Consider the following 24,999-nt stretch of genomic DNA (forward strand, 5'->3'; position numbering starts at 1 on the left):
CTTGCGCCGATCGCGGCAGCGTTAGACCGCGTCCAGGAAGATCCGGCGGCATGTCGTTCGTAGAATTCCTGCTCTCAATGCGACATCAGGACCGGGATGGTGATTGCACGAAGCATGTCCCCCGAGGTGGGGCCGAGCAACCTTTCCTGCAGCCGACAGTGGCCGTATCCGCCCATCACGAGCAGGTCGAGGCTTTCCTCCGCCGCAAGCGAAAGGAGGGCGCGCTGCGCGGACCAGGATGCTGGGAGCGACACGACCTTTGCAGGAAGCCCTGACCTTGCAAGGTACTGTCCCAAATGGTCGGTGGAACTTTTCGCCCGCCCCCTGTCCGGAGCGGTGATCGCGATGATGGTGAGCGCGTCGGCTTCGCGCAACAGCGGCAAAGCGTCGTGCAACGCGCGGGCAGCACGGCGGCTGCCGTCCCAACAAATCCCGATTCGTCTGGTCGAAAAAGCCCCGTGGAAGGTGTGCGGCAGATACAGGACGGGCCCGCCGGCCTGGATAAGGATCTTCCTGGGAATAAGGTTATCGTAGCTGTCATAGCCGCTCTGAGGCTGTGTGACGATGGTCATGTCGTGGACCCGCGCGCTCGCGCAGATGATTCGGCGCGCCTCGGCTGGAACCGCACTCAGCGGACGGCTCGTGTAGGAAATGCCTGCGTTCCTTGCTTGACGATCAAAGACATGAAGTGCCGCTTCGGCTCGCTCGAACGCACGCGCCTGCTCGACTTCGAAGACCGAGGTGACTGCCGCCCCGCCGAGCCCAACGAGCGGAAGAATGGTCCTCTCGTAGCCGATCGCCACCACGTCAAGATGCGCGCCCGTGCTCAGTGCGAAGGAAATCGCACCGTTCACCGTAGCCCGAACCGGAAGCTCAGTGGGAAGATGGACCAATATGGTCCCGAACACTGCCGTTCTCCGGGCATCGAAGGCCTGCTGCCCACCGGAGCACAAATCTGGGCTGGGCAATTGATCTCCTTCAAATGCCGTCGTTGATTTTGTTTGAGTGCGATCAAGCCGCCCCCGGAGGAGTTTGCGTGACGGTGCGATGCCAAGTCAAGCGGCTAGGAACCAGCATGACATGTGTTGCATCGGTAATGCCGGCCGCAGTACCGCAGGATTAGGCATCGCAGATACCAGTGCGGCGATCGGGGCCGCAAAGCAACCCTGGATGCCGTCCATTCCTCGCCATCGCCGGTCGACATTCATCTTGTGGCAAACAGGTGTTTGCTGAACGCGAGGAACGACAAGCCGGCAGCCAAGGTGATGAGCGGCTCGTTCGCCGCGGTCAAGCGGGATGCGCCAGTGCTCGATCTTTTCGAACTGGCGCTGGAAATTCAACCAGCGCGGCTCGCCGGCGATAGATGACAAAAGCAGTCGCGTCGGCATCGTTTCGGATCATGATGTGCTCAACCATCAGGTATATCAGTCCTGCTGTCCGATATCGGCGCTTCCCGGAAATGATGAGAACAATCCGGCGCTCGAACCCACCCATCGCTTCGAGTAGGTGCTCTTGAGGGCCTCTCTTGCTGCCATCGGGACGCGCTCGACGACGTCATCGCGCAGATCGGGGCAAATGGATGTCAGCGCGACAGCCGTGCGCGGATCTGCCGCTCCCGGCGGGGCCGTCTGAACTTGATCAATGCCGGTTTGTTGGTCCCGGCTTCGTGCTGAAGGCTCCGCCGCGATATGTCCATAACGTCTCACGTCCCCGCGATTGAGGATGATTCATCGACGAATTCGTCTAAGCGACCGCCACCAACAATATCACCAGCCCGGTGCGGAGCGTTGCTCCTGGAACCACCGTTCATCGCCTCATCCACGCACCTTGAATAAGCCATGTCGTGCCGTTTGCGATGCTGCTAGAGCCCCGCGGTGATGGCGATCCGCATCAACTCGGACATGCTGCGGACATTGGTCTTGGCCATGAGGTTCGCGCGGTAAACATCGACCGTCCGGGGGCTGATGCCAAGATCATGTGCGATCACCTTGTTGATCTTGCCGGCTAATAGTCCCTGCAGAACGTCACGCTCGCGCGATGAGAGGTTCGCGAGGCGGGCTTCCGCCTGCTGTTTCACTGCGTCATCGGCTGCCTTCGCTGGCTGCGCTTCCAAGGCACTATTGATGGCACGCAATAGACCCTCGTCCTGGAACGGCTTCTCGATGAAATCGACCGCACCGGCTTTCATCGCTTCAACTGCGAGCGATACGTCGCCATGGCCAGTTATCAGGATGACGGGACAGCCGACGTGGTCGGCCTTCAGCTTGCGGAGCAGTTCGAGGCCGCTCATGCCCGGCATGCGGATGTCTGATACAATGCAGTCGGCCGGACCGCTCGCGACCTCATCGAGGAACTCAATCGCCGTCTCATACGTCTCTACGCAGAAACCGTTGACATCAAGCAAAAACGCGAGCGAGTCTCGCATCGCGGCGTCATCGTCGATCACAAGAATGCGCCGCCCAGTCATGCCTCTTCACCAATCTCCGCAAATGGCAGGGTGAACTGAAAAATCGTGCCGCCGCCCGGCTTCGCTTCCGCGACGATGTGGCCGCCATGGGATTCGATGATTGTCCGGCAGATTGACAGTCCCACACCCATGCCATGCTCTTTCGTCGTGACAAAGGGCTGGAACAGGCGGTCGGCGATATCAGGGCTGATGCCGGGGCCCGTATCGGCAACGGTAAACCTGGCGAGGCCATCGACCTTGGTAACTCCGACGGTCAATTCGCGGCGCGGGCAGGACGCCATCGCCTCGATTGCGTTGCGTATCAGGTTCAGCGCGACTTGCTGGATCTGGATCTTGTCGACGATCATTGACGGCAGATCGGGGTCGCTGCGGATCGCCACGCGCACGCCTTGTTCCTTGGCGCCGAGAAGTGCCAGCGCAACAGCCTCTTCAAGAAGCGTGATCGGATTCTCCACAGAATGCTGCGTCTCGCCTTTGGCAACGAATTCCCGCAGGCGTTTGACGATATCGCCCGCGCGCAGAGCCTGTTGGGCGGCGTGTTCCAGTGCATCACCAATGCGATTGACGTCCGGCTTGTCTGACGCCAACACAACCTTTGCGCCCCGCATGTAGTTTGTAATGGCGGAGAGCGGCTGGTTGATTTCATGGGCGATAGACGATGCCATCTCACCCATGGCGGTCAGCCGCGACACGTGCACGAGTTCAGATTGCAGCTCTTGCAGCCGCCGTTCCTGCGCCCGCCGCTCGGTGAGGTCTCGGATGAAGCCAGTGAAGAAGCGTTCGTCGCGCACTTTGGCCTCACCTACGGCAAGCTCCATCGGAAAGGTCGAGCCGTCGCTCCGCTCGCCGACCACGATGCGGCCGATGCCGATGATGCTCCGCTCGTCAGTGGTCAGATAACGATCCATGTAGCGGTCGTGCTCGGTGCGATAGAGCTGCGGCATCAACTTGGATACATTCTTTCCGACCACTTCGTCCGGCGACCAGCCGAACAAACGCACTGCCGCGGTGCTGAACGAGCGAACGATGCCCTTCTCGTCAATCACGATCATCGCTTCCGGAACGGTGTCCAGGATCGACTGCAGATGGGCTTGCCGATACCGCGCCTGCTCCGATTCCCACCGCAGCCGATCGCCCATGAAGCCGAGTATGGGACCAAGGACCGCGAATCCGGCGATATCGATCATGTTTGCGGAATCGGTGATGAGGCCTTTCCCAAAAAAGGCCGCGCTGATGACCAGGCAGAGCAGGGTAGTGAAACTCGCCGGTCCGCGGCCGCCGGCGAAAGCGGCAAAAACGACGGCTGGAAGGTAGATGATCGTGAACGCGCGGCCCTCAAGATACGGATCTAGCGCTGCGCGCAGCACGAGGGCCAGCGCGGCGGCTGCCGCGGCAGTGCCATAGCGGTACCAGTTGCGATCGGACATATTTCCGGGCAGGCCCTCTCATTCGATCGACTTTACATCGTTGGCCGCGGGAGGCTACGGGAGGCAGACGCGTATCAATTTACGTCGATGTATGGCCGCCGCTATTTGGGCCAGATGCGCCAGTGCGTGGGCTGCACGGCAACGTGTTCTCCGGTCTTGGTCTTGACCCAGCCGCCGAAGATTCGGCGGCAAGGGAAGACGAGCCGGTGAATGGCATTACCTTCGATTACGGCAATCTCCAGGTCCCAATCAAAGGGTGCCGTTTCGACCCGTTCCCAGGTCACGTTGCCAATAGATCCCGGACGGAGTTCATCGCCGCGGACTGACATATTCAAGCATCCTTCCGAACAATACGGACCACATCACTTGTCCGTCGCGCGAGCAGGGGCAGCGCAATATCGCCCAAGGGGCGCGTGGTCTCGATCGCGTCAGTCGCCGCCGCGGTCCCCTCAGCTGTGGCGCCGTCGCAGCCATCGTGCTGCGAGATGATCCGATCGCCAACCGAAATATGAGGACTGACACTGCAAAGCAACTCCCGGGCTTCGGTCGGGTCGATCGGGACCTGCTCAAGCCAGGGCCGGTTAATCTTGATCGGCTTCCTAAAGCATTTGGACTGCACTGCGGTTCCCGCAACGGTGCCCGCGGCGGGGTAAGTTTCGCCGTGGCCTGTCATCTCGAACATCCTTCGTCGTTGGGAAAGTATCCTTCTCCTACGGCGTCATCGTGAGGCGTTGAGTGTTGATGGGGGCGACCACGTCCTTGCGAGTCCAGAAGCGTCTTCAAGCGAGAACGGGACGATCCCGCATTCGCTTGATGTCATTCGGGTCGACCTAACCACGCTCGGTCCCGAGCATCGCGCCGGTCCGCAGGTCGATGAATTGGACGCCATCGCAAGCGGCGCAGGTTATCGGGTGCAGGTCGTTGGCGCGCAGCTCGGGTGCGTCATCCGGCAGCAGTCCTTGAACCCGGTCGCCGGTACTTGGACACGAAAAGATGATCGGGCGCCAAGTCTTCTGTCTGCCATGTGTCTGACCTTGACTGGAAGGCCGTTTCTATCGATAGCCCGCCGCTGACGTATTGATGCAGGTCAAGAAGCAGATGCGTGTCTTGAGCTTCGGATAGCCAGCGGCCGCTGCGAGCGGGACAGGGGACTTACAGGCAACATGTTCGAACTCGGGTGATTCGCCAGCGCGCGCCTTGGTCCGCGACAAGCCTGCGAGCAGTCGGGTTGATGGAAATCAAAATGCCGGACGCGCGATTGTGTCAATGTTGAAGGCGCTGCACGCGCGTCGGGCCATGAGAACATGTGTCAATATGCTGCGAGAGCCACGAAGGAGATGATAAATTGATTGCTCGCCTCGCATTGTCGGTGGCCCTGTCGGCGCTGATCGCGGCCATAGGCCTCGGCGCTGAGGTCCTGAACCTTGGGATTATCGAAACTTTGGCTGCGACCAGCCTGATCATCGGCTTTGCGGTCGCGGCGGCAGGGTGGACTGTCAGAAGTGGGATGGGGGCGGCTCGCCTCATTTGCCTACGATCGCGGGCGCGCAGGTCTCGCCGTCGATAGTGCCCAGCCGTCCGGCGCTCGCCAGAAGAGGCTCTGCCCGGTGATTGGCCATTTGGTCGGAGTTTGCGGAAATGCCTCCTGAGAACGCTAAGCATCGCCTGCAAGATTCGCGACGCCTTGAGGCGCGCCATATTGCCGGCGATTGAATATGGGGTCGATGGAGGGCAACAATCGGTATCTCGGACGTGACGGTTCACGCCGCTCTCGACCCTATCGACGAGAAATTCCCGGATCAGCGTCTCAACTTAATCGCTCGAACGCATGAACAGACCAGAAGTCGCTGTCGCGGAGCCACGTCAAGCTAGCGATTGCGGATTCTGTAGAAGAATAAGAACGTTTTCGTCGCGCTGCCCAAGCCTCGACGTGATGTCGACGAACCGCAACAGACAATCTCTTTGCGATGCGGCTTGAGGCAAATCAAATACGTTTCTGGCGCAAATGGCAGAATAGGCATGGCTAAGCCAACCCACAGGAAGGAGGGTGTCATGCCTTCATTTAACGTTCGCTTCATTAAGACCGTTTGCGACGATGCCGGCCACGAGCATCGTGCCTGCCAGGCAGCGTTCAAGGTTGATGCCGCCTCGCTGAGTGCTGCTGCACAGCAGGCGGAGACCGACTTCTGCAAGCAAAGGGGTGTCCGCGATTGGACCATCTTCGCCGATGCGATGGAGCTTCGAACCCCGCCTGCACTGCCGCCGGCATGGGGTGGCTAGCCTGAGTTCGGCTAGCCAGAGGTCCGCGAATTTCATGACGCAGTACAATCTGCGAGTTCAAATGCGATCGCAAAAACATTATTGCGAGCGCTGATTCGAGAGAGGAGCCTTGCGATGCCGTCACCAATTCAGCAGGCGCCCTGATGTCCGCGGCACCAAGCAGACCTTGCCGGACTTTTGCCGGTCGATCGATCATTCAGCTGGCTCGCTGCGGCGCTCCGCCGAGCGTCGGTCCGGCAGACGGATCCGGATCAAAACGATTTGATCTCACAAACTGGTCTTGTTTGATGCATGTCAAAAACAAATCTGCCTCCGGCAGCTAAGGCTGCCTCGAGGAAGCAGTTAAGGCTGCCTCGAGGAATATGACACATGGTTAGCCAATCTGCACATATCGGGGGTCCTTGGTGGTTTCCTTGCCGGTTTAGAAATCTGCTTGGCCGGGTGCGAGCGAGCCTGTCTCTGACATCCGAACTGGCTTACTTGAGCCCGCAAGACGTCGATGCGATCGCGCGTGAGCTTAATCTGTCCACGTCCGCTTTTCGAACGATGGTGCAAAGTCCAGGCTCTCCTGAACTCTTGAGCAAGCGCCTCGCACTTGCGGAGTTTTCCGAGAATGCGCTTGCCGCCCGCCATGGTGACGTATTGCGCGATCTGCAGCGGGTGTGCGGCCTGTGTCAGGCCAAGGCCCGCTGCGCCGCCGCCGTCGAAAGAGAGAAGTTTGTAAGTCCCCTGAAAGACTGCCCCAACGAGCAAACCTTGCTCGCGCTCGGTCGCGAGATCGGCGGGCTCCCGCAGCGCTTTCGCGACTGATCGCGCTCAACCGTTCCCTCACCGGAAATGTGAGTCCCGAGCCATCCCGCTTTCAAAGAAGGCCAAGACATGACAAGCCCATCCACTGCCTCGAAATCCACGACGATGGGTGAAGCAGGCCTGATGTCGGTATTCGCTGTTTCTGCCTACGTTTGCTTTTTCGCCGGGGCGATGGGGCACGATTCCGCGTTTACCTTCCACGCATTGCTGGCTTCCGCTGCCAGTCTAGCCGCCGCAGCCGTCATCCTCAATCGCTACTATGAACGGCCGGCGCTATTACCGCCGGCCGAGATAAATGGCCGGCCGAACTACAATCTTGGTCCGATCAAATTCGCATCGGTGTTGGCGATGTTCTGGGGCATCGCGGGTTTTTCCATTGGCCTTCTCATCGCGTCACAGCTCGCTTGGCCTGCACTGAATTTTGATCTGCCCTGGACGAGCTTCGGTCGGCTCCGCCCGCTGCACACCTCGGCTGTGATCTTTGCGTTCGGCGGAAACGTGCTTATCGCGACCTCGTTCTACGTGGTGCAGAAGACCTGCCGGACCCGACTCGCTGGCGATCTTGCGCCGTGGTTTGTGGTGGTCGGCTACAACTTTTTCATTCTGATCGCAGGCACCGGTTATCTTTTCGGCGCCACCCAGTCCAAGGAATACGCCGAGCCGGAGTGGTATGCCGATTTCTGGCTCACGATCGTCTGGATCACGTATCTCATTGTGTTTCTGATGACGCTGATGAAAAGGAAGGAGCCGCATATCTTCGTCGCCAACTGGTTCTATCTGGCCTTTATCGTCACCATTGCGGTGCTCCACGTTGGCAACAATCCCGCATTGCCGGTCTCGGTATTCGGCTCGAAATCCTACATCGCCTGGGGTGGCGTGCAGGATGCCATGTTTCAGTGGTGGTACGGCCACAATGCGGTCGGCTTCTTCCTGACCGCCGGCTTCCTGGCGATCATGTACTACTTCATTCCGAAGAGAGCCGAACGCCCCGTCTATTCCTACCGCCTCTCGATTATCCACTTCTGGGCGCTGATCTTCCTCTACATCTGGGCTGGACCGCACCATTTACACTACACGGCGCTGCCGGACTGGACCCAGACGCTGGGCATGACGTTCTCGATCATGCTGTGGATGCCCTCATGGGGCGGCATGATCAACGGCCTGATGACGCTCTCGGGTGCGTGGGACAAGCTGCGCACAGACCCGGTGCTCCGTATGCTGGTGGTCTCGGTTGCCTTTTACGGCATGGCGACATTTGAGGGCCCCACGATGGCAATCAAGGTCGTCAATTCGCTCAGTCATTACACCGATTGGACGGTCGGCCACGTGCATTCTGGCGCGTTGGGCTGGGTCGGCTTCGTATCATTCGGCGCGCTCTATTGTCTGATTCCCTGGCTTTGGAATCGCCAGCTGTACAGCCTCAAGCTCGTCAACTGGCACTTCTGGATCGCCACGATCGGGATCGTGCTCTACATCTCCGCGATGTGGGTGTCTGGCATCCTGCAGGGGCTGATGTGGCGCGCCTACACTTCCCTTGGTTTTCTCGAGTATTCGTTCATCGAGTCGGTCGAGGCCATGCATCCCTTCTACATCATCCGTGCCGCGGGGGGCGCAATGTTCCTGATCGGCGCGCTAATCATGGCCGCCAATCTCTGGATGACGGTGAATGCAAAGCAGGCCGATCAAATCCAGGACGCTGGAATGCTCCAAGTCGCGGAATAGGTTATCGCATGTCTCTCTGGAACCGACACAAGATCTTTGAGAAGAACTCGATCATCTTGATCGCTGGGATCCTTGTCGTGATAGCGGTCGGTGGCCTGGTCGAGATCACGCCGTTGTTCTACCTCAAGAGCACGATCGAGGCGGTGGACGGCGTGCGGCCGTATACGCCGCTCGAGCTTGTTGGCCGCAACATCTACGTACGCGAGGGATGCTATCTCTGTCACTCGCAGATGATCCGGCCGTTGCGCGATGAGGTTGAGCGCTACGGACATTACTCGCTGGTCGCTGAAAGCATGTATGATCACCCGTTTCAATGGGGGTCGAAGCGTACCGGCCCGGACCTTGCTCGTGTTGGCGCGAAATATTCCGATGAATGGCACGTCACGCATCTGATCAATCCGCGCGCCATCGTGCCGCAATCGGTGATGCCGGGCTATCCGTCGCTGGCGCACACGGAGGTTGACCTGACTGACATGGTCGCTCATCTGCGCACCAACCGGGCGGTCGGCGTCCCCTATACCGAGGACCAGATCAAGAACGCCGTCGCCGACTTGAAGGCGCAGATCGATCCTGACAACGCGAACGTCGCGTCGTTCCAGAAGCGCTATCCGAAGGCGGCTGTCCGCAATTTCGACGGTAGCGCTGGCAATCCGACCGAACTCGATGCGCTCATCGCCTATCTGCAGATGCTTGGCACGCTGATCGATTTCAAGCTCTACGACGAAAAAGCCAATCTGCGCTGAAGGAGTTCTGGGATGAAAGCCGTCATTTCGATCGAGAACCTGGCGTCAAGCTTCGTCGTGACCCTCTGGACGCCGTTGTTCGTCGGCATCTTCTTAGCCATCGTCGTTTATGCGCTGTGGCCCCGCAACAAGAGGCGCTTTGACTCTGCGGCGCGCTTGCCGTTGCGCCGGGATTGACAGATCATGACTGAGCACAACGACTTCGATCGCATCTCCGGCCGTTCCACGACGGGGCACGAATGGGATGGTATAAGGGAGCTCAACACGCCGCTGCCGCGCTGGTGGATTCTGACCTTCTACGCCACGATCCTTTGGGCGATAGGCTACTGGGTCGTTTATCCGGCCTGGCCGCTCCTCTCAAACTACACCACCGGCGCGTTGCATTATTCGACCCGCGCCAGCGTCGTCAGCGACCTTGCCGGTCTCGAAAAGCTGCGCGGCGAGAAGATGGCTGTGCTTGGCAAGGCGTCTCTGACCGAGATCGAGAACGATCCGACCCTGCTGGCACTGGCCCGCGCTCGTGGCAAGACGGTGTTCGCGGACAATTGCGCGCCTTGCCATGGGAGCGGTGCCGCGGGTGCCAAGGGCTATCCGAATCTCAACGACGATGACTGGTTGTGGGGCGGATCGCTTGACCAGATCCTGCAGACCATCCAGTTCGGCGCACGTTCCGGGCATGCCGAGGCGCATGAAGGACAAATGCTGGCCTTCGGCCGCGACGGCATCCTCAAGATCGGTGAGGTCGTCACGCTAGCGAATTATGTGCGGTCGCTGTCAGGCTTGGCAACGGCCGCCAATTTCGATGCTGCGGCCGGCACAAGGATCTTTGCCGAGAATTGTGCGGTCTGCCATGGCGAGAATGCCAAAGGCAATCAGGCACTCGGCGCGCCGAACCTGACTGACGGAATTTGGCTGTACGGCTCGGACGAGACGACGCTGATCGAGACCATCAGCTATGGCCGCGCCGGCGTCATGCCGGCTTGGAGCGGGCGCCTCGATCCCATCACAGTCAAAGCACTCGCGGTCTACGTGCACTCGCTCGGCGGCGGACAATAGGCGATAAGTGTCGGGAAGCCCGCGGCGCCGCTGAAGTGGGTCAACGTCTGCGCCAAATGCGAGGTCGGCCATGAAGTCCGCCATGAACAAGACCGTTTCGCAGGATGACCTGCTGATCGAGGGGGACAGACCCCTCTATGTAGCGCATAAGAGGGTCTATCCGCAGAGTGTCCGCGGCACTTTCCGGACGATCAAATGGCGGCTGATGGTGGTGTGTCTGGGCATCTACTATCTGCTGCCATTCGTGCGTTGGCATCGTGGCCTGGGCGCGCCGGACCAGGCCGTGTTGCTCGATCTGCCGAACCGGCGGTTCTACTTCTTCTTCATCGAGCTGTGGCCGCAAGAGCTTTATTATTTCACCGGGTTGCTCGTGCTTGCTGCCATGGCACTGTTCCTGATGAACGCGCTGGGCGGGCGAATTTGGTGCGGATATCTGTGTCCGCAGACGGCCTGGACCGACCTGTTCTATGCGGTAGAGCGTTGGGTCGAGGGCGACCGTCGCGAGCGGCTGAGGGCCGCTGCACGCCCAACGACAATGGGACGCGCGGCAAAGCGCGTGCTGAAGCACGCGATCTGGTTGATGATCGCTTGGTGGACCGGTGGCGCCTGGGTGCTCTACTTCGCCGACGCGCAGACATTGGTGCGCGATCTGGCGACCTTCCAGGCGCCCGCAATCGGCTATATCTGGATTGGGATCCTGACGGCTTCGACCTATCTGCTGGCTGGCTACATGCGCGAGCAGGTTTGCGTTTATATGTGCCCGTGGCCGCGCATCCAGGCCGCGCTCACCGACGAGTGGGCGCTCAATGTCACCTATAAATACGATCGCGGCGAGCAGCGCTGCTCATTGAAGAAATCATTCGATCTACGCGCGCGCGGCGAAAGGGTCGGGGACTGCATCGATTGCAATCAATGCGCGGCTGTCTGCCCGACCGGGATCGATATCCGCAATGGCGCCCAGCTCGGTTGCATCCAGTGCGGGCTGTGCATCGACGCCTGCGATGCCGTCATGAAGAAGGTAGAGCGCAAAACTCGCCTGATCGGTTATGACAACGACATCAATATCCGACGCCGGATGGACGGCAAGTCGGAGCTCTTCAAGCCGGTACGCCCGCGCACGATCGTCTATGCTTCCTTGATCGCGGTCGTTTGCGCGGTGATGCTTCATGCGCTGTTGTCGAGAACGCTGCTCGATCTCAGCGTCCTGCACGATCGCAATCCCGTGGCGGTCAAGCTCAGCGATGGTTCGATTCGCAACGGTTACACCGTGCGCTTGCTCAACAAGCGCGGCTTCGATCGCGTGGTCGCGATCGACATCGATGGGCCGCCTGAGGCGTCCGTCCACGTCGTCGGCGTCGATTCGGTGACTGTGGATCGACCGATGATCGTCTTGGCTCGCGATACCACGACAGAACTGCGTGTGCTGGTGACAGCGCCGGTCGACGACAAGTCAGAACGGTCGGTGCCGGTGAGGTTTCGGGTCACCGACATTGGCCTCGGCGAGGTCGCTTCCGCAACAGATCATTTCGTTCTCCCCTAACGACCATACACGGGATCTCATCATGACCGCATCAGTGCCAGTCGCGCGGCCCATCACCGGACGCTACGTCCTGATCGTCATTCTCGTCTTCTTTTCGGTCGTGATTGGCGCCAATCTGGCAATGATGCGCCTTGCCATCATGACCCTGCCGGGGACAGAGGTCGACAGCGCCTATAGCGCGAGCCTCGCCTATCAGCGTGAGATCATCGCGGCACGGCAGCAGAACGAGCGAAACTGGCAGGTGCAGGCACATATCCACCGGCAGTCCGATGGCCTTGCTGTGCTTGCGATCGAGGCGCACGACCGCGCAGGCGCGCCTCTCGCCGGAATGGGTTTCGTGGCCCAGCTCGAGCGACCGGTAGACCGTCGAGCCGATCGGACGATTGATATCTCGGAGGCTCATGCTGGAACCTACCGCGGCAGCGCCGAGGGCGTCGCTGTCGGGCAGTGGGATCTCGTGATCAAGGGCGACGCCGATGGCCGCCGCATGTTTCTGACGAAGAACCGCATCGTCCTGAACTGAGAGTACATGCAGATGCAGGCGGACATCGATTTTTCTCACTATCTGAAGAGGACAGGCGCGGGCCTCCTCCAACTCGATCTCGCAGTGGAGGGCATCAATTGTGCGAGCTGCATGAGCAAGATCGAGCGCAATCTGTCGAGCATTCCGGACGTGACCGCGGCACGCGTGAACCTCACCGATCACCGGCTGACGCTCGAATGGAAGGCAGGAGCGCTCGATCCGGCCCTATTTGTCAAGCGGCTCGCCGAATTAGGCTATAGGGCATATCCCTTCCAGCGGAACGATGCGGAGACGCTGGAGGCGGAGCGGGCGCGCAGCTTGCTGCGGCGGCTGGGCGTCGCCGCGTTTGCCGCGATGAATGTGATGATGCTGTCGATCCCGGTATGGTCCGGCAATGTCTCGGACATGCTGCCGGAGCAGCGCGACTTCTTTCACTGGCTCTCCGCGCTGATCGTACTGCCGGCCGCGGCTTACTCCGCGCAACCGTTCTTCTCTTCCGCTTTTGCCGCGCTGCGGGCGCGCAGAGCCAATATGGACGTGCCGATCAGTATCGGCATCTTGCTGGCGTTGGCGACTTCGCTGATCGAGACTATCGGTCATGCCGAGCACACCTATTTCGATGCGGCGATCATGTTGATCGCCTTCCTGCTCGCAGGCCGCTATCTCGACCAGAACATGAGGCGGCGCACCCGCGCCTTCGCCAACAACCTTGCCGCACTCAAGGCGGAGACGGCCGCGAAGTTCATAAGCCCGACCGAGATCAGAACCGTTCCGGCGGCAGCGATCAAACCGGGGGATATCGTGCTGCTGCGGCCCGGCGAATGCTGCACCGTCGACGGCAACGTGATCGAGGGACGTTCCGAGGTCGATCAAAGCCTCATTACCGGAGAGACCTTGCCGGCGACCGCGACGCCTGGCAGCGCGGTGTTCGCCGGCACATTGGTACGATCCGGCACCCTGCGCGTCCGCGCGGCGGCGGCTTCGGGCGACACACTGCTTGCCGAGATTTCCAGGCTGCTTGATCATGCCCTGCAAGCGCGCTCGCGCTATCTGCGCCTCGCCGAGCGCGCGTCGCGGCTCTATGCACCGATGGTTCACGCAACTGCCTTCCTGACGATGCTGGGCTGGCTTGCCTCTGGCGCCACGTTCCACGATTCGGTCGTCACGGCGATCGCGGTCCTGATCATCACCTGCCCTTGCGCGCTGGGTCTGGCTATACCGGCGGTGCAGACCGTGGCCTCCGGCGCACTGTTTCGTTCCGGCGTGCTGCTCAATGCCGGGGATGCGATCGAGCGTATTGCCGAGGTGGACCGGGTGATCTTCGACAAAACCGGTACGCTGACGCTGCCTGAGCTCGATGTCGCCAATCTCGCCAGCATTCCCGACGATGTCGTCAAATTGGCGGGCAGGCTGGCGCTGTCGAGCCGCCATCCGGTCGCCGCCGCCGTAGCGCGAGCTGCCGGCGCAAGTGAGCCGCTGGCTGACATTGAAGAGGAGCCGGGGCGAGGCATCCAAGGTTACTATGAGGGGGCGCCGATCCGGCTTGGCCGCCCCTCGTTCTGCGGTGCTGACATCCTCGCCGACGAGATCCTGTGCCGCGATCCTGAGGCCTCCGTCGTCGCGTTCAGCCATGGTGATGCCAAGCATGTCTTTGCTGTCCGGCAACGGATGCGGCCAGACGCAGCCGAGGTCGTCGCAGGCCTCGCACGCCTTGGCATCATGGTGGAGATCGTTTCCGGGGATCGCGAGCCAGCAGTTCGGCGGGCGGCAGAGACACTCGGCATTCATAAGTGGCGCGCTAACGTCTCGCCGGTGGACAAGGTCACCCGGGTCGAAAGTCTGACGAGCCGGAGCTACAAGGTGTTGATGGTCGGCGACGGCTTGAACGACGCGCCCGCGCTCGCTGCGGCCCATGCCTCGATGTCGCCTGTCACTGCAACCCATATGAGCCAAGCGGTCGCTGATGCGGTCTTCCTCGGTGAGCGTCTCGGGCCGGTGATGACGGCCGTCAGGGGCTCGCGCAGGGCGCTGCTTCTGATGCAGCAGAATCTCTGGCTCGCAGTCGTCTACAACGTCCTGGCCGTGCCCGTCGCGATCGCCGGCCTGGTGACGCCGCTGATTGCCGCCGCGGCGATGTCAGCTTCGTCGGTGCTGGTCATGCTCAATTCGCTGCGGGCGCGAAGGAGGGAGGCAGTCTGATGGAAGTCCTAGTCTATCTGGTTCCGCTCGCCCTTGCGCTCGGCTTCGTCGGCCTGCTCGGCTTTCTGTGGTCGCTCAAGAGTGGCCAGTATGACGATCTCGATGGCGCGGCCTGGCGCGCCATCGCCGATGACGAGTCCGACGGGCCGTCGGCGCCGGTCCAAATAGTGCAAATGGACCGGAAGCGGTGGTCAACGCTGTGCAGGCGAGTGCCAAGCTTTGGCGTCCAGTCGGTCCACCGCCGCAACTGCGGGACACGCGAACCGCAAAGTCGAGGTTGAGCCGGCCGATCGGTGAGGGGGGCTCGATGCATACCGCAGGTCGCTTCGGATCGGTACGGCTAAGAATCCTATGATGGGACTGATATGGCTCAGTGAGAAATCCATCGCGGCGCGACAGCTCCGATCGAGGACTATCAAGCTTCAGCGCCTGCCGTCTGGGCGAACATGCATGAATCACATAGGAGGCGATTTGGACCAAGAGCGCGCCATCAAGTCTGATTGCGTTGACGTCGGCCGAAGCCTCTCTATCCATCTATCTCTACGATCAACCGAAGCTTGAAAACCACACCGCTCCGATACATTGAGACCGGGCGACGGGCACAAAGACGAGATCCGATCTGGTTTTCTCGCCCAGCCCAAAAGAGGCTCCAGCAGTTTAGACGACGCGGAGCGCCAAGCGTGGTCAGAGCGACCATAGTGAGAGTGCCACGACGTCTCACAGAGATTCGATGGCTGATCCCTCCAAGCTTAACCTAACCCGAATCTCGAGCGTGCCCGATTTGGAGTTTGTTCCGGCTAATCGCAATTCGCTTGCTCATCTCTTTCACAGATATATTATAACCTAATGATTAGCATCGAATAAGCAGGTCTCGATTAGGGGCTCCGTTCGCCTATTCATGGCGGAGCCTCTCGACACGGCGCCCGCACGACATTAGCGATCCCGCAGCCGCCATTAGTACCCAAGCTCTTGTCTTCCAAACACATGGCTGAGCTGGCAGGTTGCGCGAGCTCCTATGATTGCCTGTTTTTTGCGGTCGTCGCTCCGAAAAAACTATGTTACAAGCCGCTCCTCTCAAAAGGAGCATCATTGTGAAAAAAGTAACCAAGAAACGCGTTAAGCGGCGCGAGTGGACCAAGGCAGATATCAAAGATCTCAAGGTCCATTCGAAGGCTCGGACCCCGGTCATAAAAATCGCAAAAATGACCAAGCGTACTGTCGGTGCGCTACGCCAGAAGGCCTTGCATCTCGGAATCGGACTCGGACATCAGCGGTAGCTTACTAAGCAGTACTGGTAACTGGTCCAGTAGGGCGGCTCGCGGGCCGCCCTTTATGCCCTTTGATATTGTATCGTAAATTCGTCTTGGGAATTGCGGTAAATGTTCTGCGGATCCGAATCCTGCCTGGCCCTGCGTGCGTAGGCTGCCGTTGGAGCGCAGTGATTTTCCGATCCCGATAACTCGGTCCACTGTGAGGCAATCAACTACGAGCGCCCGAGCTGATTTCCGATCGATTTCATCGCCACCATTCTCCTCATGCAAATACCGAGAACTTAGCATAGTCGGCGCGATATAATGTGGGGCGCCGAATCTCGTGAACTCAGTGAGGCGCACCTCCAAAGATCATGGTAGGCTAAAGTTTAGGTGCGTATTTCGCAAAAACGGGACAGCGGTTTCGCTAACTGACGGACAGCAGTTTCGCTAAATCGCGGACAGCGTGGCGGCGCTGGCTTTTGGTTGCCTGGTTGTTGAAGTCAGTTGGTATTCGTTTCGCTGTTTTCGACGTCGGTCAAGGGGCGCGCAGCTTTTTTCCTTCGCATGCTGTCGCCTTCGAGGGCGATACGGTGGGAGTTGTGGATGATCCGGTCGAGGATAGCATCTGCGATGGTTGGCTCGCCGATCATGTCGTGCCATTGGGCAACGGGCAGCTGAGCGGTAATCAAGGTCGATTTGCGCCTGTAGCGCTCTTCGAAGATTTCGAGGAGATCAAGGCGCTGCTGGTCATTGAGGGTGTGGGTGCCCCAATCGTCGAGGATGAGCAACTGGACACGTGCGAGCTTATCGATGAGGCGCGGGAAGCGACCATCGAGACGGGCCATGGCGAGGTCTTCGAACAGGCGCGGCATACGCAAATAGAGGACGGAATGATCGAGCCTGGCCGCCTGGCGTCCGAAGGCGCACGCCAGCCAAGTTTTGCCAGTCCCGGTCAGGCCGGTGATGATGAAGTTCTCATGGGCTTTCAGCCAGGCGCCTTGCGCCAGCTGCAGGGTGTTGCGCCGGTCAAGACCGCGGCGGGACGCGAAGTCGACGTCTTCGATACAGGCGTCGATGAAGCGCAGCTTGGCTGCGGCCAGCCGATTGGTCAGGCGCCGGTCGGCGCGCATGGCGGCTTCGCGATCGAGCATCAGGCCGAGCCACTCGTCGCGGCTGAGATCGGCGGCATTGTCCTGTTCGGCCAATTGCCGGTAGGCGGCCGCCATTCCGGCAAGGCCGAGCGCCTGCATCTGGTCGAGGGTCGGGTGGGTCAGCATCGCGATGGTCCTTTCCTTCATTGATAATAGCCCCCACCACGGATGTTGGCGTGCGAGGGGGTGGCTTTGACGGGGGCGGCAGCAGGGCTCGCGCGGTCGAGCCCGGATTTGAGGATCGCGCTCACCGAGGAGTAGCTGATCGCGTTGATGACGAGTGCCCGCTCGCAAGCTGCTTCGAGCCGATCGCGCTCGTAGCGCCGCGCCAGGGCGATGATCCCCATGGCGGAGCGATAACCCTGCTCGGGATGCGGGCGCTCACGCATCATCCGCTCGACCAGCGTGGCGGCGTTGACGCCGATCCGCGCTGCCATCTTGATCAAGCTCGCCGGCGTCATATTGGCGTAACGCTGATGGGCCTTGGGCATGTGCTCGTTCACGGTGACATGGCCGCTGCGCTGAGAGCGGCGCACATGGCTGGCAACACGCGTGTGATCCTGGAAGATCTCGACGGCTCGATAGGTGAGCCGGACGTCCACCCGACGGCCGATCAGCCGGTGCGGCACCGAGTAAAAGGTCTTGTCGACTTCGACGTGATAATCGGGGTGGACCTTCGCCGTTTTCCATTCGGCGTATTCGAACGGCTCGCCCGGCAACGGCGTCAACGCAGCGCGCTCGATCTCCTCGAACAGCTGCCGGCGGGATTTGCCGATATGGCGCATCGGCCGATGGTTCAGCTCCTCCAGCAAACCGGCGATCGCAGTATTGAGATCGGTCAGGTTGAAGAACCGCCGATGGCGCAGCCGTGCCAGAATCCAGCGCTCAACAATCAGCACCGCGCCTTCAACCTTGCCCTTGTCGCGCGGCTTGCGGCTGCGGGTCGGCAAAATCGTCGTGTCGTAGTGCTCGGCCATGGCGGCAAAGGTTTGGTTGAGCGTCGGCTCGAACCACAACGCCTTGACGACCCCGGCCTTCAGATTGTCGCAGACGATCGCCCTGGGAACTCCGCCGAAGTACGACAAGGCCCGGGTCTGGCCTTCGATCCAATCTGGTAGTCGCTGACCGAAGCTCCCCATAGCGAAGGTCAGCGACGAGGCCCCGAGCACCGCGACAAATATCTGCGCCTGACGGATCTCGCCGGTTTGCGGATCGATCACCTCCACCGTCGGACCCGCATAGTCGGTCTGCATCACTGCACCCGCCGCGTGGCGATGACGGAAGGTCGGGTTCGCCCGGCGCCGATAGGCGTCAAACTTCTCGCAGAACCACGTGTAACCATAGCCGTCGGGATGCGCCGTCCGGTATTCCTGCCACAGCAGCGTCAGCGTCACGCCCTTGCGCTTGAGCTCCTGCGCCACCCGTGGCCACTCAGGCTCGCTCAAGTCCTGCGGGGGCCGCCCGACCCGCCGGAACAAGGCTCGCTGCAAGGCCGCCTCGCTCTCGTAAATCGGCGGCAGCGGCCAGCTCAAACCCGCTTCACGCGCTCGCAGCAGGTAGGTGGCAACCGAACTCTTGCTGATCTGCAGCCGTTCCGAGATCTCCCGAACCGACAGGTCCTGCTCGTACGTCAGCCTCAGGATCGATCGTAGGTCCTTCACAGTGGTTCGTTTCGCTTGCTTCCGTCTCGGCATTGCCCCTCTCAAACTCACAGCTTGAGAGAGAACATTGCCTGAACGGCGCTCCCGAAAACCAACCTCCCGCAACTGTCCGCGATTTAGCGGAATCCCTGTCCCGGAATTACTGAAATCGCTGTCCGCGAATTACCGAAATTGCTGTCCGGAAATTGCCGAAACACGCAGTTTAGGGGTTAAGCGGGCGCCGCCGGGCCTGTTGATTAGCTTGAGCTCCGCAATGATACGGCGCGCTCAGCAGCAACAGAAAAAGCGCTCTGCTAGCTTGATACCTGGCGGCGGAGCGGCTACGCCCTGAACCCGTCATCAGCTGCGTGCCTTCGGCGGTGTGAACCGACCACAACCACCTTCGCCCGCGCTGCTTCAAGAAAAAGTCGAAGGCTGGAAGTCTCGACATGGCTAGCCAGCGTCATTTCTGACGGTCGTGCGTTTGGTCCTTAGAACGCCAGAACGGCTCTCATGGCGGGCCTTCTCCAGACGATGCCTCATTGCTGCCAGCTTGGTAATGAACTCGCTTGACCCGTTAACCCCGAATTCATCAAAAGCGAGCTCATCGAGCGCTTCCTGTCGTGGCGCCAAAGTTGAGAGATGTTTGCGGGTTTTTGCCGTCAGCGACATCTGCACGACCCGCGTATCGCTTGCGGAAGACTTGCGGCGTAGAAACCCATTTTTTCTCTAGCAGCTTTGACTGGGTCGTGTGACGAAGGAAGCATCGACGTGCATCAACTTTGACACCTCGTTGACAGCGACACCGTTTTTCCTGTCCAAATAGGCCACTGCCATCAGGATCATCCACTGTGGCCCAGTGATGCCAAGCACATCGGCTCGGAATTTGGCAAGTTCTTCGAGACAGGCGCTGATCGACCTGATCTCCCACATGAACGGCCGGACCATCTCCTGTCCGTCAGAAGAGATACTGCCAAGCGCAGTTGCTGCAGCAGGTAAATCCGGCGGCATCGGAGGTCGGGTTCCATCCTTATACCGGCTTCCCTTAGCGCGAATTGGAAGCAGGAACAACGCCGCAAGAGTAGGCAAATCAAATGCTTGGTACGGTCCGGACGGAAGTGGAGCTTGCGAATAACACTGGCGCCGGAGCTGCTCTGGGCGTACGGCGCTCATTGTCTTGACGGACCAGCGGCGGCACTCGCAGGCAGCAGCTCTCGTCGGGATCGAACCCGCGCGCAGGTCAGATCGATGCGCCATGACCAAGGTGGGATGTCCGCGACTTTGGCCTGCTTCCTTGGTTCGCTCGTCGACCGGTCCGCTCTTTGCCGAATTTCTCTCGTGTATGCCGAGCGTCAGGCAGGTGCATGTCGCATTTGTCGTTTTCAGTGCCGCAGCAAACGACATCGTGCCGGCATGACATAACAACGTCCCATGCGTCGTGCGCGATTAGCGGACGGGAGGTAACCGAGCTCTATCGGCGGATATTCCGAAAGATGGGGGGATTTGCGCAGTAGCAAGGCAGGAGCATCGTCCGGCCCATCTCATGCCGGTGAGCCAGTCCACACTGACCGGCAGGTTTCAGAGAACTTCTGCTCCGCGTCTGACATCTCCATGGTGCTGCGGCAGGCGCAAAATCTATTGGGATCAACCTTGAGGAGAATTTGCGGCCGGCGAATTCAATGGCAGCTCCGTTGCAACAAGCGCCGTTGGCGTCAGAAGCTGATCGAGCTGCGGGCCTGATGCCATTCGGAATTGCGACGCGGTGGTCGCGATGTTGTGAGGCGAGGTCTGGCGGCTTGAGCAGATCCTCAATTTGTGCTAGGTGATCTGGATGCTTGCGGTCAAAACACGCTGGCTGATTTAGCCAACATCCTTCAGAGCGCTGCGCACCGATAACGTGGCGCAGGCTGCGGCCGTACAGCCGTAGAATCCAATCGGCTGTCCGGTGTGCATGTCTGCTGCCCAACGGGCACTGGACCTGATGGACGAGCCATGCGCTCTGGCGAACGCGTTTCCGCCGTGGGAGTTTCTCATCTGGGCCGGAGTCGTAGAGCGGCGAAGAACAGAGATACTGCATCGAAAAGAACATATGCTGCCAAAACATCTGCGCCGTCTCGAAGCTGAATCGATTGAAATCATGCGTGACGTGGTCGCCGAGTTCAAAAGGCCGGTCATGCTTTACTCGATCGGAAAGGACTCGAGCGTGATGCTGCACATCGCGATCAAGGCCTTCTATCCCGCAAGGTTGCCTTTCCCCCTGCTTCACGTCGACACGACCTGGAAGTTCCGCGAGATGATCAGCTTCCGGGATGCGACGGCCAAGCGGCTCGGCCTCGACCTGATCGTCCATGTAAACAAGGAGGGCATCGAGCGCGGGATCAATCCGATCGACTCAGGCTCCGCTCTTCATACCCAGGTGATGAAGACCGACGCCCTGAAGCAGGCGCTCGACCTCTACGAATTTGATGCCGCCTTTGGCGGAGCCCGACGTGATGAGGAAAAGAGCCGCGCAAAAGAACGGATACTCTCCTTCCGTTCGGCCGGGCACACATGGGACCCCCGTAACCAGCGGCCGGAGCTCTGGAACCTGTTCAACACACGGATCCGCCACGGAGAAACCATGCGCGTGTTTGCAATGTCGAACTGGACTGAGCTCGACGTGTGGGAATATATCATGCTCGAGAAGATCCCGGTCGTCCCGCTCTACTTCGCACAGCAAAGACCGATAGTGCGTCGAAATGGCGCGACGATCATGATCGACGACAACCGATTGCCGCTTAACTCCGGCGAGACGCCGGACATGCGGATGATCCGTTTCCGCACGTTGGGATGTTATCCTTTGAGCGGGGCTATTGAGTCCGGTGCGACGACGATCGAAGGCATCGTCGCAGAAATGCAGACCGCGACGGTATCTGAGCGCCAGGGTCGTTTGATTGATAGCGATGAATCCGCTTCCATGGAGAAGAAGAAGCGGGAAGGCTACTTTTGATGCTTTCCAAGCCGACAACGGAACCTGTCCAGGCCAAGCCAAAAGATCAACTGCGATTCATCACATGCGGCTCGGTGGACGACGGGAAATCGACGCTGACCGGCCGGCTGCTGCACGACAGCAAGATGATCTACAAGGATCAGCTTACGGCGCTTGAACGCGACAGTGCCAAGCACGGCACCACCGGCCGTGAGATCGATTTCGCGCTGCTCGTTGACGGGCTTGAAGCCGAACAGGAGCAAGGCATCACGATCGATGTGGCCTACCGTTTCTTTGCCACGGAACGACGCTCGTTCATGGTGGCCGATACGCCCGGCCACGAGCAGTACACCCGCAACATGGCAACCGGCGCTTCGAGCGCCCAGCTGGCCATCATTTTGATCGACGCCCGCAAGGGCGTGCTGGTCCAAACCAAGCGCCACTCGTTCATCTGTTCGCTACTTGGTATTCGCCACCTCGTCCTGGCAGTAAACAAGATCGACCTCGTCGAGTATAATAAAGAAATCTTTGACCGGATCTTCGCTGACTATGTGGCCTTTGCTGCCGGTCTTGGCTTCGCCTCGATCGTTCCAATCCCGATCTCTGCCCGGTATGGCGACAATGTCGTCAATTGTTCCGGCAACACTCAGTGGTATGATGGTCCCTGCCTGCTCGGCCACCTGGAGAGCATTGATATCCGGTCCGACAGCGCGACCCAGGCTTTCCGCTTTCCGGTCCAGTGGGTGAACCGGCCGAACCTGGATTTCCGCGGTTATGCCGGGTCCGTGGCTTCGGGGAGTATCTCGGTGGGAGACGACATCGTTGTCGCGGCTTCTGGACGGACCGCGCGCATCAGGCAGATCGTGACTCAGGCCGGCGATCTACCCCGCGCTGAGGCCGGTGATGCCATCACGATTACTCTTGAAGATGAGATCGATATAGGCCGTGGCGATCTCCTGGCACGTCCGACCGAGCGGCCGGAGCTCGCCGACCAGTTCGCCGCTCATCTGATCTGGATGGACGAGGATCCGCTCGTTGTCGGACGCGGTTACATCCTGCGCATTGGGTCGCAGACCACAGCCGGCAGCATTACTGCAATCAAACATCGGATCGACGTCAACACACGTAAGCATCTGACAGCCAGGACGCTTAGCCTCAACGAGATCGGCTTCTGCGATGTCTCAACGGCGCTGCCCGCGGCGTTCGATCCTTACGAGGTCAATCGCAAGACCGGATCATTTATCGTCATCGACCGTCATACCAATCGTACGGTTGCGGCCGGCATGATCGCATGTCCACTGCGGCGGGCCGCCAGCATCGCTTGGCAACCCGTTGCGGTGGGAAGGAAGGAGCGGGCCGCCCTCAAGAACCAGAAGCCTTGCATTATCTGGTTCACCGGCCTGTCCGGCGCGGGAAAGTCGACGATTGCCAGCATCGTCGATCAAAAGCTGTTTGCAATGTCGCGGCATGCCATACTGCTGGATGGAGATGACCTCCGGCACGGGTTAAACGCGGACCTTGGCTTCTCCGAGGCCGATCGCGTGGAAAACATTCGGCGCGTCGGGGAAGTTGCCAAGTTGATAGCGGACGGCGGCTTGATCGTGATCTGCTCATTTATCTCGCCCTACAGGACCGAACGAGACATGGTGCGCAGCCTCGTTAGTGAGGAGGAGTTCATTGAAGTCTTTGTCGACACGCCGATCGAAGAATGCGCGCGGCGCGATCCCAAAGGTCTCTATTCAAAGGTGAAGTCCGGTCAGATCAAGAACTTCACCGGCATCGATGCGTCCTACGAAGCCCCGATAAGACCCGAAATTCATCTCAGGACCATGGAGCAGACGCCTGAGAAATTGGCGGAAGACGTGGTCGGTGTCTTGATGGCGCGCGCAATCCTTGGCGGTTAGTAGTATCGAACCTGTCACCTCGCGTCGCGCCATCGATTTGCAGGAGACCCTCACCAGCCTGCTGGCCCGGCCAAGGCGACTCGGGTTAAGCAGGGGCATCGATCGGAATCATAGCTCTAAGGGAACAAGATGATCGCACCCACTCGTCGATTGCCCGCCGCTGGTTATGTGCTCGAAGTCGACGGTCAATTCAAAACCGAATTCACGACCAGAGATGGAGCTTGGGCAGGAGCCGAGGAGCTCAAAAAGCGGCGTCCCATGCTCCAGGTCAGAGTCTACGACGCTATGACAAAGGCCAGAGAGGAAGTCCGACTTCCAGTAGTTTGAGTTTTCGCTAGCGCGTTCCCTGCGCGTGCGACTAGCGCCACTCCGAGCTTTCGCGAAACCGAGCCACTCGGCGTCTCGGCCATCCGGCTTCGATCTCTCGCGCACAATGAGGGTGTCCCTCGTTCCTCTGTGCCTGGTCGCATCCTGGTAGAGGTGCACGCTGCCGACCAGCGACAGATAGGACCGAGCTCATCGAAGCCGGCTCAGCGGCGCTTTGAGATGTCGCGGCAGATCTTGTGGGACACTCGCCGCGTATTATTTGCGCAATCGCGACATTGCTGTCTTGCGAAAAGGCACTCCGCGTCCATCCCGCTGTTACGACTGCCCAAACGATAACACGCCCAGCCAGATCCGGCCGGTATTGATTGCCCGTGTAGCGGATATAGAGGGACGCATCACTGGCGCGTATGATTCCGGCGGCTTCGAGCCCGCTAGTGCCGCAGGCGAGGGTATCGAGACCGCGCTCCTCCGATCGCAGGATGCCAATCGCTGCGGCGCATTGCCCAAACCATCTTGCTGCGCTGCAGCCATGCTGGCGGTCTGCCGATCGGGAGCATGCACGTCCGGGGTTCCGGCATCCAGGAGAATTGCGCCGACGAGGCGAAGAAACTCGGTATCCCGGTCTGGAGGTTTGGCAAGGATCGCGCGTGAAGCGAAAGGGGCAGGCCAACCTCACGTGCCTGCGTGCGGCTCGCAGGATGAATGTCCAAGATCCTACCGTTGAGCTACGAAAATTCTCAGCCGGCTTGCTGCCGATCACTACGCTCAGCGCCGGATTTTGGCCTATCGCTCCGGGTGGAAGTGCGCGTCAGGAAAAACTTACGCGAGAAAATCGCGGAGAGGGTTGAAACGCCCCTAACGTCAAGTTGTACGATTTCGAAATAGGCGGCGTCAAAATCTCCAACGAGTGACAGTGTCCGAATGTCTCAAGTCTCAAGCTCACGCAGGATGAGTCCTGTTACCAAGGACGCTCAGAAAGTGCGCCATGC

At 59.9% G+C, this 24,999-nt stretch carries 19 protein-coding genes and 1 pseudogene; 12 read left to right on the forward strand and 8 right to left on the reverse strand.

The features are described from left to right. Positions 1-74: 74 nt before the first annotated feature. The 5 genes from ACE103_RS10285 to ACE103_RS10305 form a co-directional block, all read right to left on the reverse strand. Positions 75-908 carry a universal stress protein gene (locus ACE103_RS10285; protein WP_375779310.1) on the reverse strand — a complete coding sequence of 278 codons (834 nt, stop codon included), beginning with the start codon at positions 906-908 and terminating at the stop codon, positions 75-77. A 953-nt stretch (positions 909-1,861) separates the two neighbouring features. Then, entirely contained in the window at positions 1,862-2,467 is a 606-nt protein-coding gene (gene fixJ / locus ACE103_RS10290; protein ID WP_375779311.1) for a response regulator FixJ, read from the reverse strand. Beyond that, a complete protein-coding gene (locus ACE103_RS10295; RefSeq protein WP_375779312.1) occupies positions 2,464-3,894 on the reverse strand; it encodes a PAS domain S-box protein in 1,431 nt (476 codons plus the stop codon). Before ACE103_RS10295 ends, fixJ begins: the two co-directional genes overlap by 4 nt. A 101-nt stretch (positions 3,895-3,995) precedes the next feature. Beyond that, on the reverse strand, positions 3,996-4,223 hold the full coding sequence (locus tag ACE103_RS10300; protein WP_375781078.1) for a hypothetical protein: 228 nt from the start codon (positions 4,221-4,223) through the stop codon (positions 3,996-3,998). 2 nt (positions 4,224-4,225) lie between these two features. Then, the gene (locus ACE103_RS10305) at positions 4,226-4,576 is read right to left on the reverse strand and encodes a hypothetical protein (RefSeq protein WP_375779313.1); all 351 of its coding nucleotides are present in this window, start codon (positions 4,574-4,576) and stop codon (positions 4,226-4,228) included. Between the two features lie 1,370 nt (positions 4,577-5,946). Between ACE103_RS10305 and ACE103_RS10310 the strand changes: the two genes are divergently transcribed. The 10 genes and pseudogenes from ACE103_RS10310 to ccoS form a co-directional block, all read left to right on the forward strand. Continuing rightward, on the forward strand, positions 5,947-6,174 hold the full coding sequence (locus ACE103_RS10310; RefSeq protein ID WP_375779314.1) for a hypothetical protein: 228 nt from the start codon (positions 5,947-5,949) through the stop codon (positions 6,172-6,174). Positions 6,175-6,654: 480 nt separating this feature from the next. After that, positions 6,655-6,984: a hypothetical protein gene (locus tag ACE103_RS10315; protein ID WP_375779315.1), complete on the forward strand. Its 330-nt coding sequence runs from the start codon at positions 6,655-6,657 to the stop codon at positions 6,982-6,984. 69 nt (positions 6,985-7,053) lie between these two features. After that, positions 7,054-8,706, forward strand: a complete 1,653-nt coding sequence (ccoN, locus tag ACE103_RS10320; RefSeq protein ID WP_375779316.1) for a cytochrome-c oxidase, cbb3-type subunit I — start codon at positions 7,054-7,056, stop codon at positions 8,704-8,706. A gap of 8 nt (positions 8,707-8,714) precedes the next feature. Continuing rightward, a complete protein-coding gene (gene ccoO, locus ACE103_RS10325) occupies positions 8,715-9,449 on the forward strand; it encodes a cytochrome-c oxidase, cbb3-type subunit II (protein WP_375779317.1) in 735 nt (244 codons plus the stop codon). Between the two features lie 12 nt (positions 9,450-9,461). Next, the gene (locus tag ACE103_RS10330; RefSeq protein ID WP_375779318.1) at positions 9,462-9,626 is read left to right on the forward strand and encodes a cbb3-type cytochrome c oxidase subunit 3; all 165 of its coding nucleotides are present in this window, start codon (positions 9,462-9,464) and stop codon (positions 9,624-9,626) included. A 6-nt stretch (positions 9,627-9,632) separates the two neighbouring features. Further along, on the forward strand, positions 9,633-10,505 hold the full coding sequence (gene ccoP, locus ACE103_RS10335; protein WP_375779319.1) for a cytochrome-c oxidase, cbb3-type subunit III: 873 nt from the start codon (positions 9,633-9,635) through the stop codon (positions 10,503-10,505). Between the two features lie 82 nt (positions 10,506-10,587). Further along, positions 10,588-12,045 (forward strand): cytochrome c oxidase accessory protein CcoG, encoded by a 1,458-nt coding sequence (ccoG, locus tag ACE103_RS10340; protein WP_375779320.1) that lies wholly within the window; start codon positions 10,588-10,590, stop codon positions 12,043-12,045. Positions 12,046-12,067: 22 nt separating this feature from the next. Then, positions 12,068-12,568 carry a FixH family protein gene (locus ACE103_RS10345; protein ID WP_375779321.1) on the forward strand — a complete coding sequence of 167 codons (501 nt, stop codon included), beginning with the start codon at positions 12,068-12,070 and terminating at the stop codon, positions 12,566-12,568. A gap of 12 nt (positions 12,569-12,580) precedes the next feature. Then, the gene (locus ACE103_RS10350; protein ID WP_375781079.1) at positions 12,581-14,767 is read left to right on the forward strand and encodes a heavy metal translocating P-type ATPase; all 2,187 of its coding nucleotides are present in this window, start codon (positions 12,581-12,583) and stop codon (positions 14,765-14,767) included. Further along, positions 14,767-14,916: pseudogene (ccoS, locus tag ACE103_RS10355) on the forward strand (cbb3-type cytochrome oxidase assembly protein CcoS); the annotation flags it as partial. The gene ACE103_RS10350 and the pseudogene ccoS, both read left to right, overlap by 1 nt. A 1,604-nt stretch (positions 14,917-16,520) precedes the next feature. On the opposite strand, the gene istB reads toward ccoS, so the two are convergent. The 3 genes from istB to ACE103_RS10370 all read right to left on the reverse strand — a co-directional run bounded on the left by istB (position 16,521) and on the right by ACE103_RS10370 (position 19,822). Continuing rightward, the gene (istB, locus tag ACE103_RS10360; RefSeq protein ID WP_375781038.1) at positions 16,521-17,297 is read right to left on the reverse strand and encodes an IS21-like element helper ATPase IstB; all 777 of its coding nucleotides are present in this window, start codon (positions 17,295-17,297) and stop codon (positions 16,521-16,523) included. A gap of 17 nt (positions 17,298-17,314) precedes the next feature. After that, positions 17,315-18,865 carry an IS21 family transposase gene (gene istA / locus ACE103_RS10365; RefSeq protein ID WP_375781039.1) on the reverse strand — a complete coding sequence of 517 codons (1,551 nt, stop codon included), beginning with the start codon at positions 18,863-18,865 and terminating at the stop codon, positions 17,315-17,317. Between the two features lie 675 nt (positions 18,866-19,540). Further along, complete coding sequence (locus ACE103_RS10370; RefSeq protein WP_375779322.1) at positions 19,541-19,822, reverse strand: MarR family transcriptional regulator; 282 nt, start codon at positions 19,820-19,822, stop codon at positions 19,541-19,543. Positions 19,823-20,900: 1,078 nt separating this feature from the next. On the opposite strand from ACE103_RS10370, the gene cysD reads away from it, so the two are divergent. Both cysD and cysN read left to right on the forward strand, forming a co-directional pair. Beyond that, positions 20,901-21,800 (forward strand): sulfate adenylyltransferase subunit CysD, encoded by a 900-nt coding sequence (gene cysD, locus ACE103_RS10375; RefSeq protein WP_375781080.1) that lies wholly within the window; start codon positions 20,901-20,903, stop codon positions 21,798-21,800. Continuing rightward, a complete protein-coding gene (cysN, locus tag ACE103_RS10380) occupies positions 21,800-23,683 on the forward strand; it encodes a sulfate adenylyltransferase subunit CysN (protein ID WP_375779323.1) in 1,884 nt (627 codons plus the stop codon). The genes cysD and cysN overlap by 1 nt, the downstream gene beginning before the upstream one ends. The last annotated feature ends 1,316 nt before the right edge of the window (positions 23,684-24,999 follow it).

This window comes from Bradyrhizobium sp. ma5 (genome assembly GCF_042258955.1).
Classification (GTDB): Bacteria; Pseudomonadota; Alphaproteobacteria; order Rhizobiales; family Xanthobacteraceae; genus Bradyrhizobium.

Bases quoted from the DNA above. Each gene is read 5' to 3' on its own strand.
- fixJ (WP_375779311.1), bottom strand. From the start codon at position 2,467: ATGACTGGGCGGCGCATTCTTGTGATCGACGATGACGCCGCGATGCGA.
- ACE103_RS10295 (WP_375779312.1), bottom strand. From the start codon at position 3,894: ATGTCCGATCGCAACTGGTACCGCTATGGCACTGCCGCGGCAGCCGCC.
- ACE103_RS10300 (WP_375781078.1), bottom strand. From the start codon at position 4,223: ATGTCAGTCCGCGGCGATGAACTCCGTCCGGGATCTATTGGCAACGTG.
- ACE103_RS10305 (WP_375779313.1), bottom strand. From the start codon at position 4,576: ATGTTCGAGATGACAGGCCACGGCGAAACTTACCCCGCCGCGGGCACC.
- ACE103_RS10310 (WP_375779314.1), top strand. From the start codon at position 5,947: ATGCCTTCATTTAACGTTCGCTTCATTAAGACCGTTTGCGACGATGCC.
- ccoN (WP_375779316.1), top strand. From the start codon at position 7,054: ATGACAAGCCCATCCACTGCCTCGAAATCCACGACGATGGGTGAAGCA.
- ccoO (WP_375779317.1), top strand. From the start codon at position 8,715: ATGTCTCTCTGGAACCGACACAAGATCTTTGAGAAGAACTCGATCATC.
- ACE103_RS10330 (WP_375779318.1), top strand. From the start codon at position 9,462: ATGAAAGCCGTCATTTCGATCGAGAACCTGGCGTCAAGCTTCGTCGTG.
- ccoP (WP_375779319.1), top strand. From the start codon at position 9,633: ATGACTGAGCACAACGACTTCGATCGCATCTCCGGCCGTTCCACGACG.
- ccoG (WP_375779320.1), top strand. From the start codon at position 10,588: ATGAACAAGACCGTTTCGCAGGATGACCTGCTGATCGAGGGGGACAGA.
- ACE103_RS10345 (WP_375779321.1), top strand. From the start codon at position 12,068: ATGACCGCATCAGTGCCAGTCGCGCGGCCCATCACCGGACGCTACGTC.
- ACE103_RS10350 (WP_375781079.1), top strand. From the start codon at position 12,581: ATGCAGGCGGACATCGATTTTTCTCACTATCTGAAGAGGACAGGCGCG.
- istB (WP_375781038.1), bottom strand. From the start codon at position 17,297: ATGCTGACCCACCCGACCCTCGACCAGATGCAGGCGCTCGGCCTTGCC.
- istA (WP_375781039.1), bottom strand. From the start codon at position 18,865: ATGCCGAGACGGAAGCAAGCGAAACGAACCACTGTGAAGGACCTACGA.
- ACE103_RS10370 (WP_375779322.1), bottom strand. From the start codon at position 19,822: ATGCCGCCGGATTTACCTGCTGCAGCAACTGCGCTTGGCAGTATCTCT.
- cysD (WP_375781080.1), top strand. From the start codon at position 20,901: ATGCTGCCAAAACATCTGCGCCGTCTCGAAGCTGAATCGATTGAAATC.
- cysN (WP_375779323.1), top strand. From the start codon at position 21,800: ATGCTTTCCAAGCCGACAACGGAACCTGTCCAGGCCAAGCCAAAAGAT.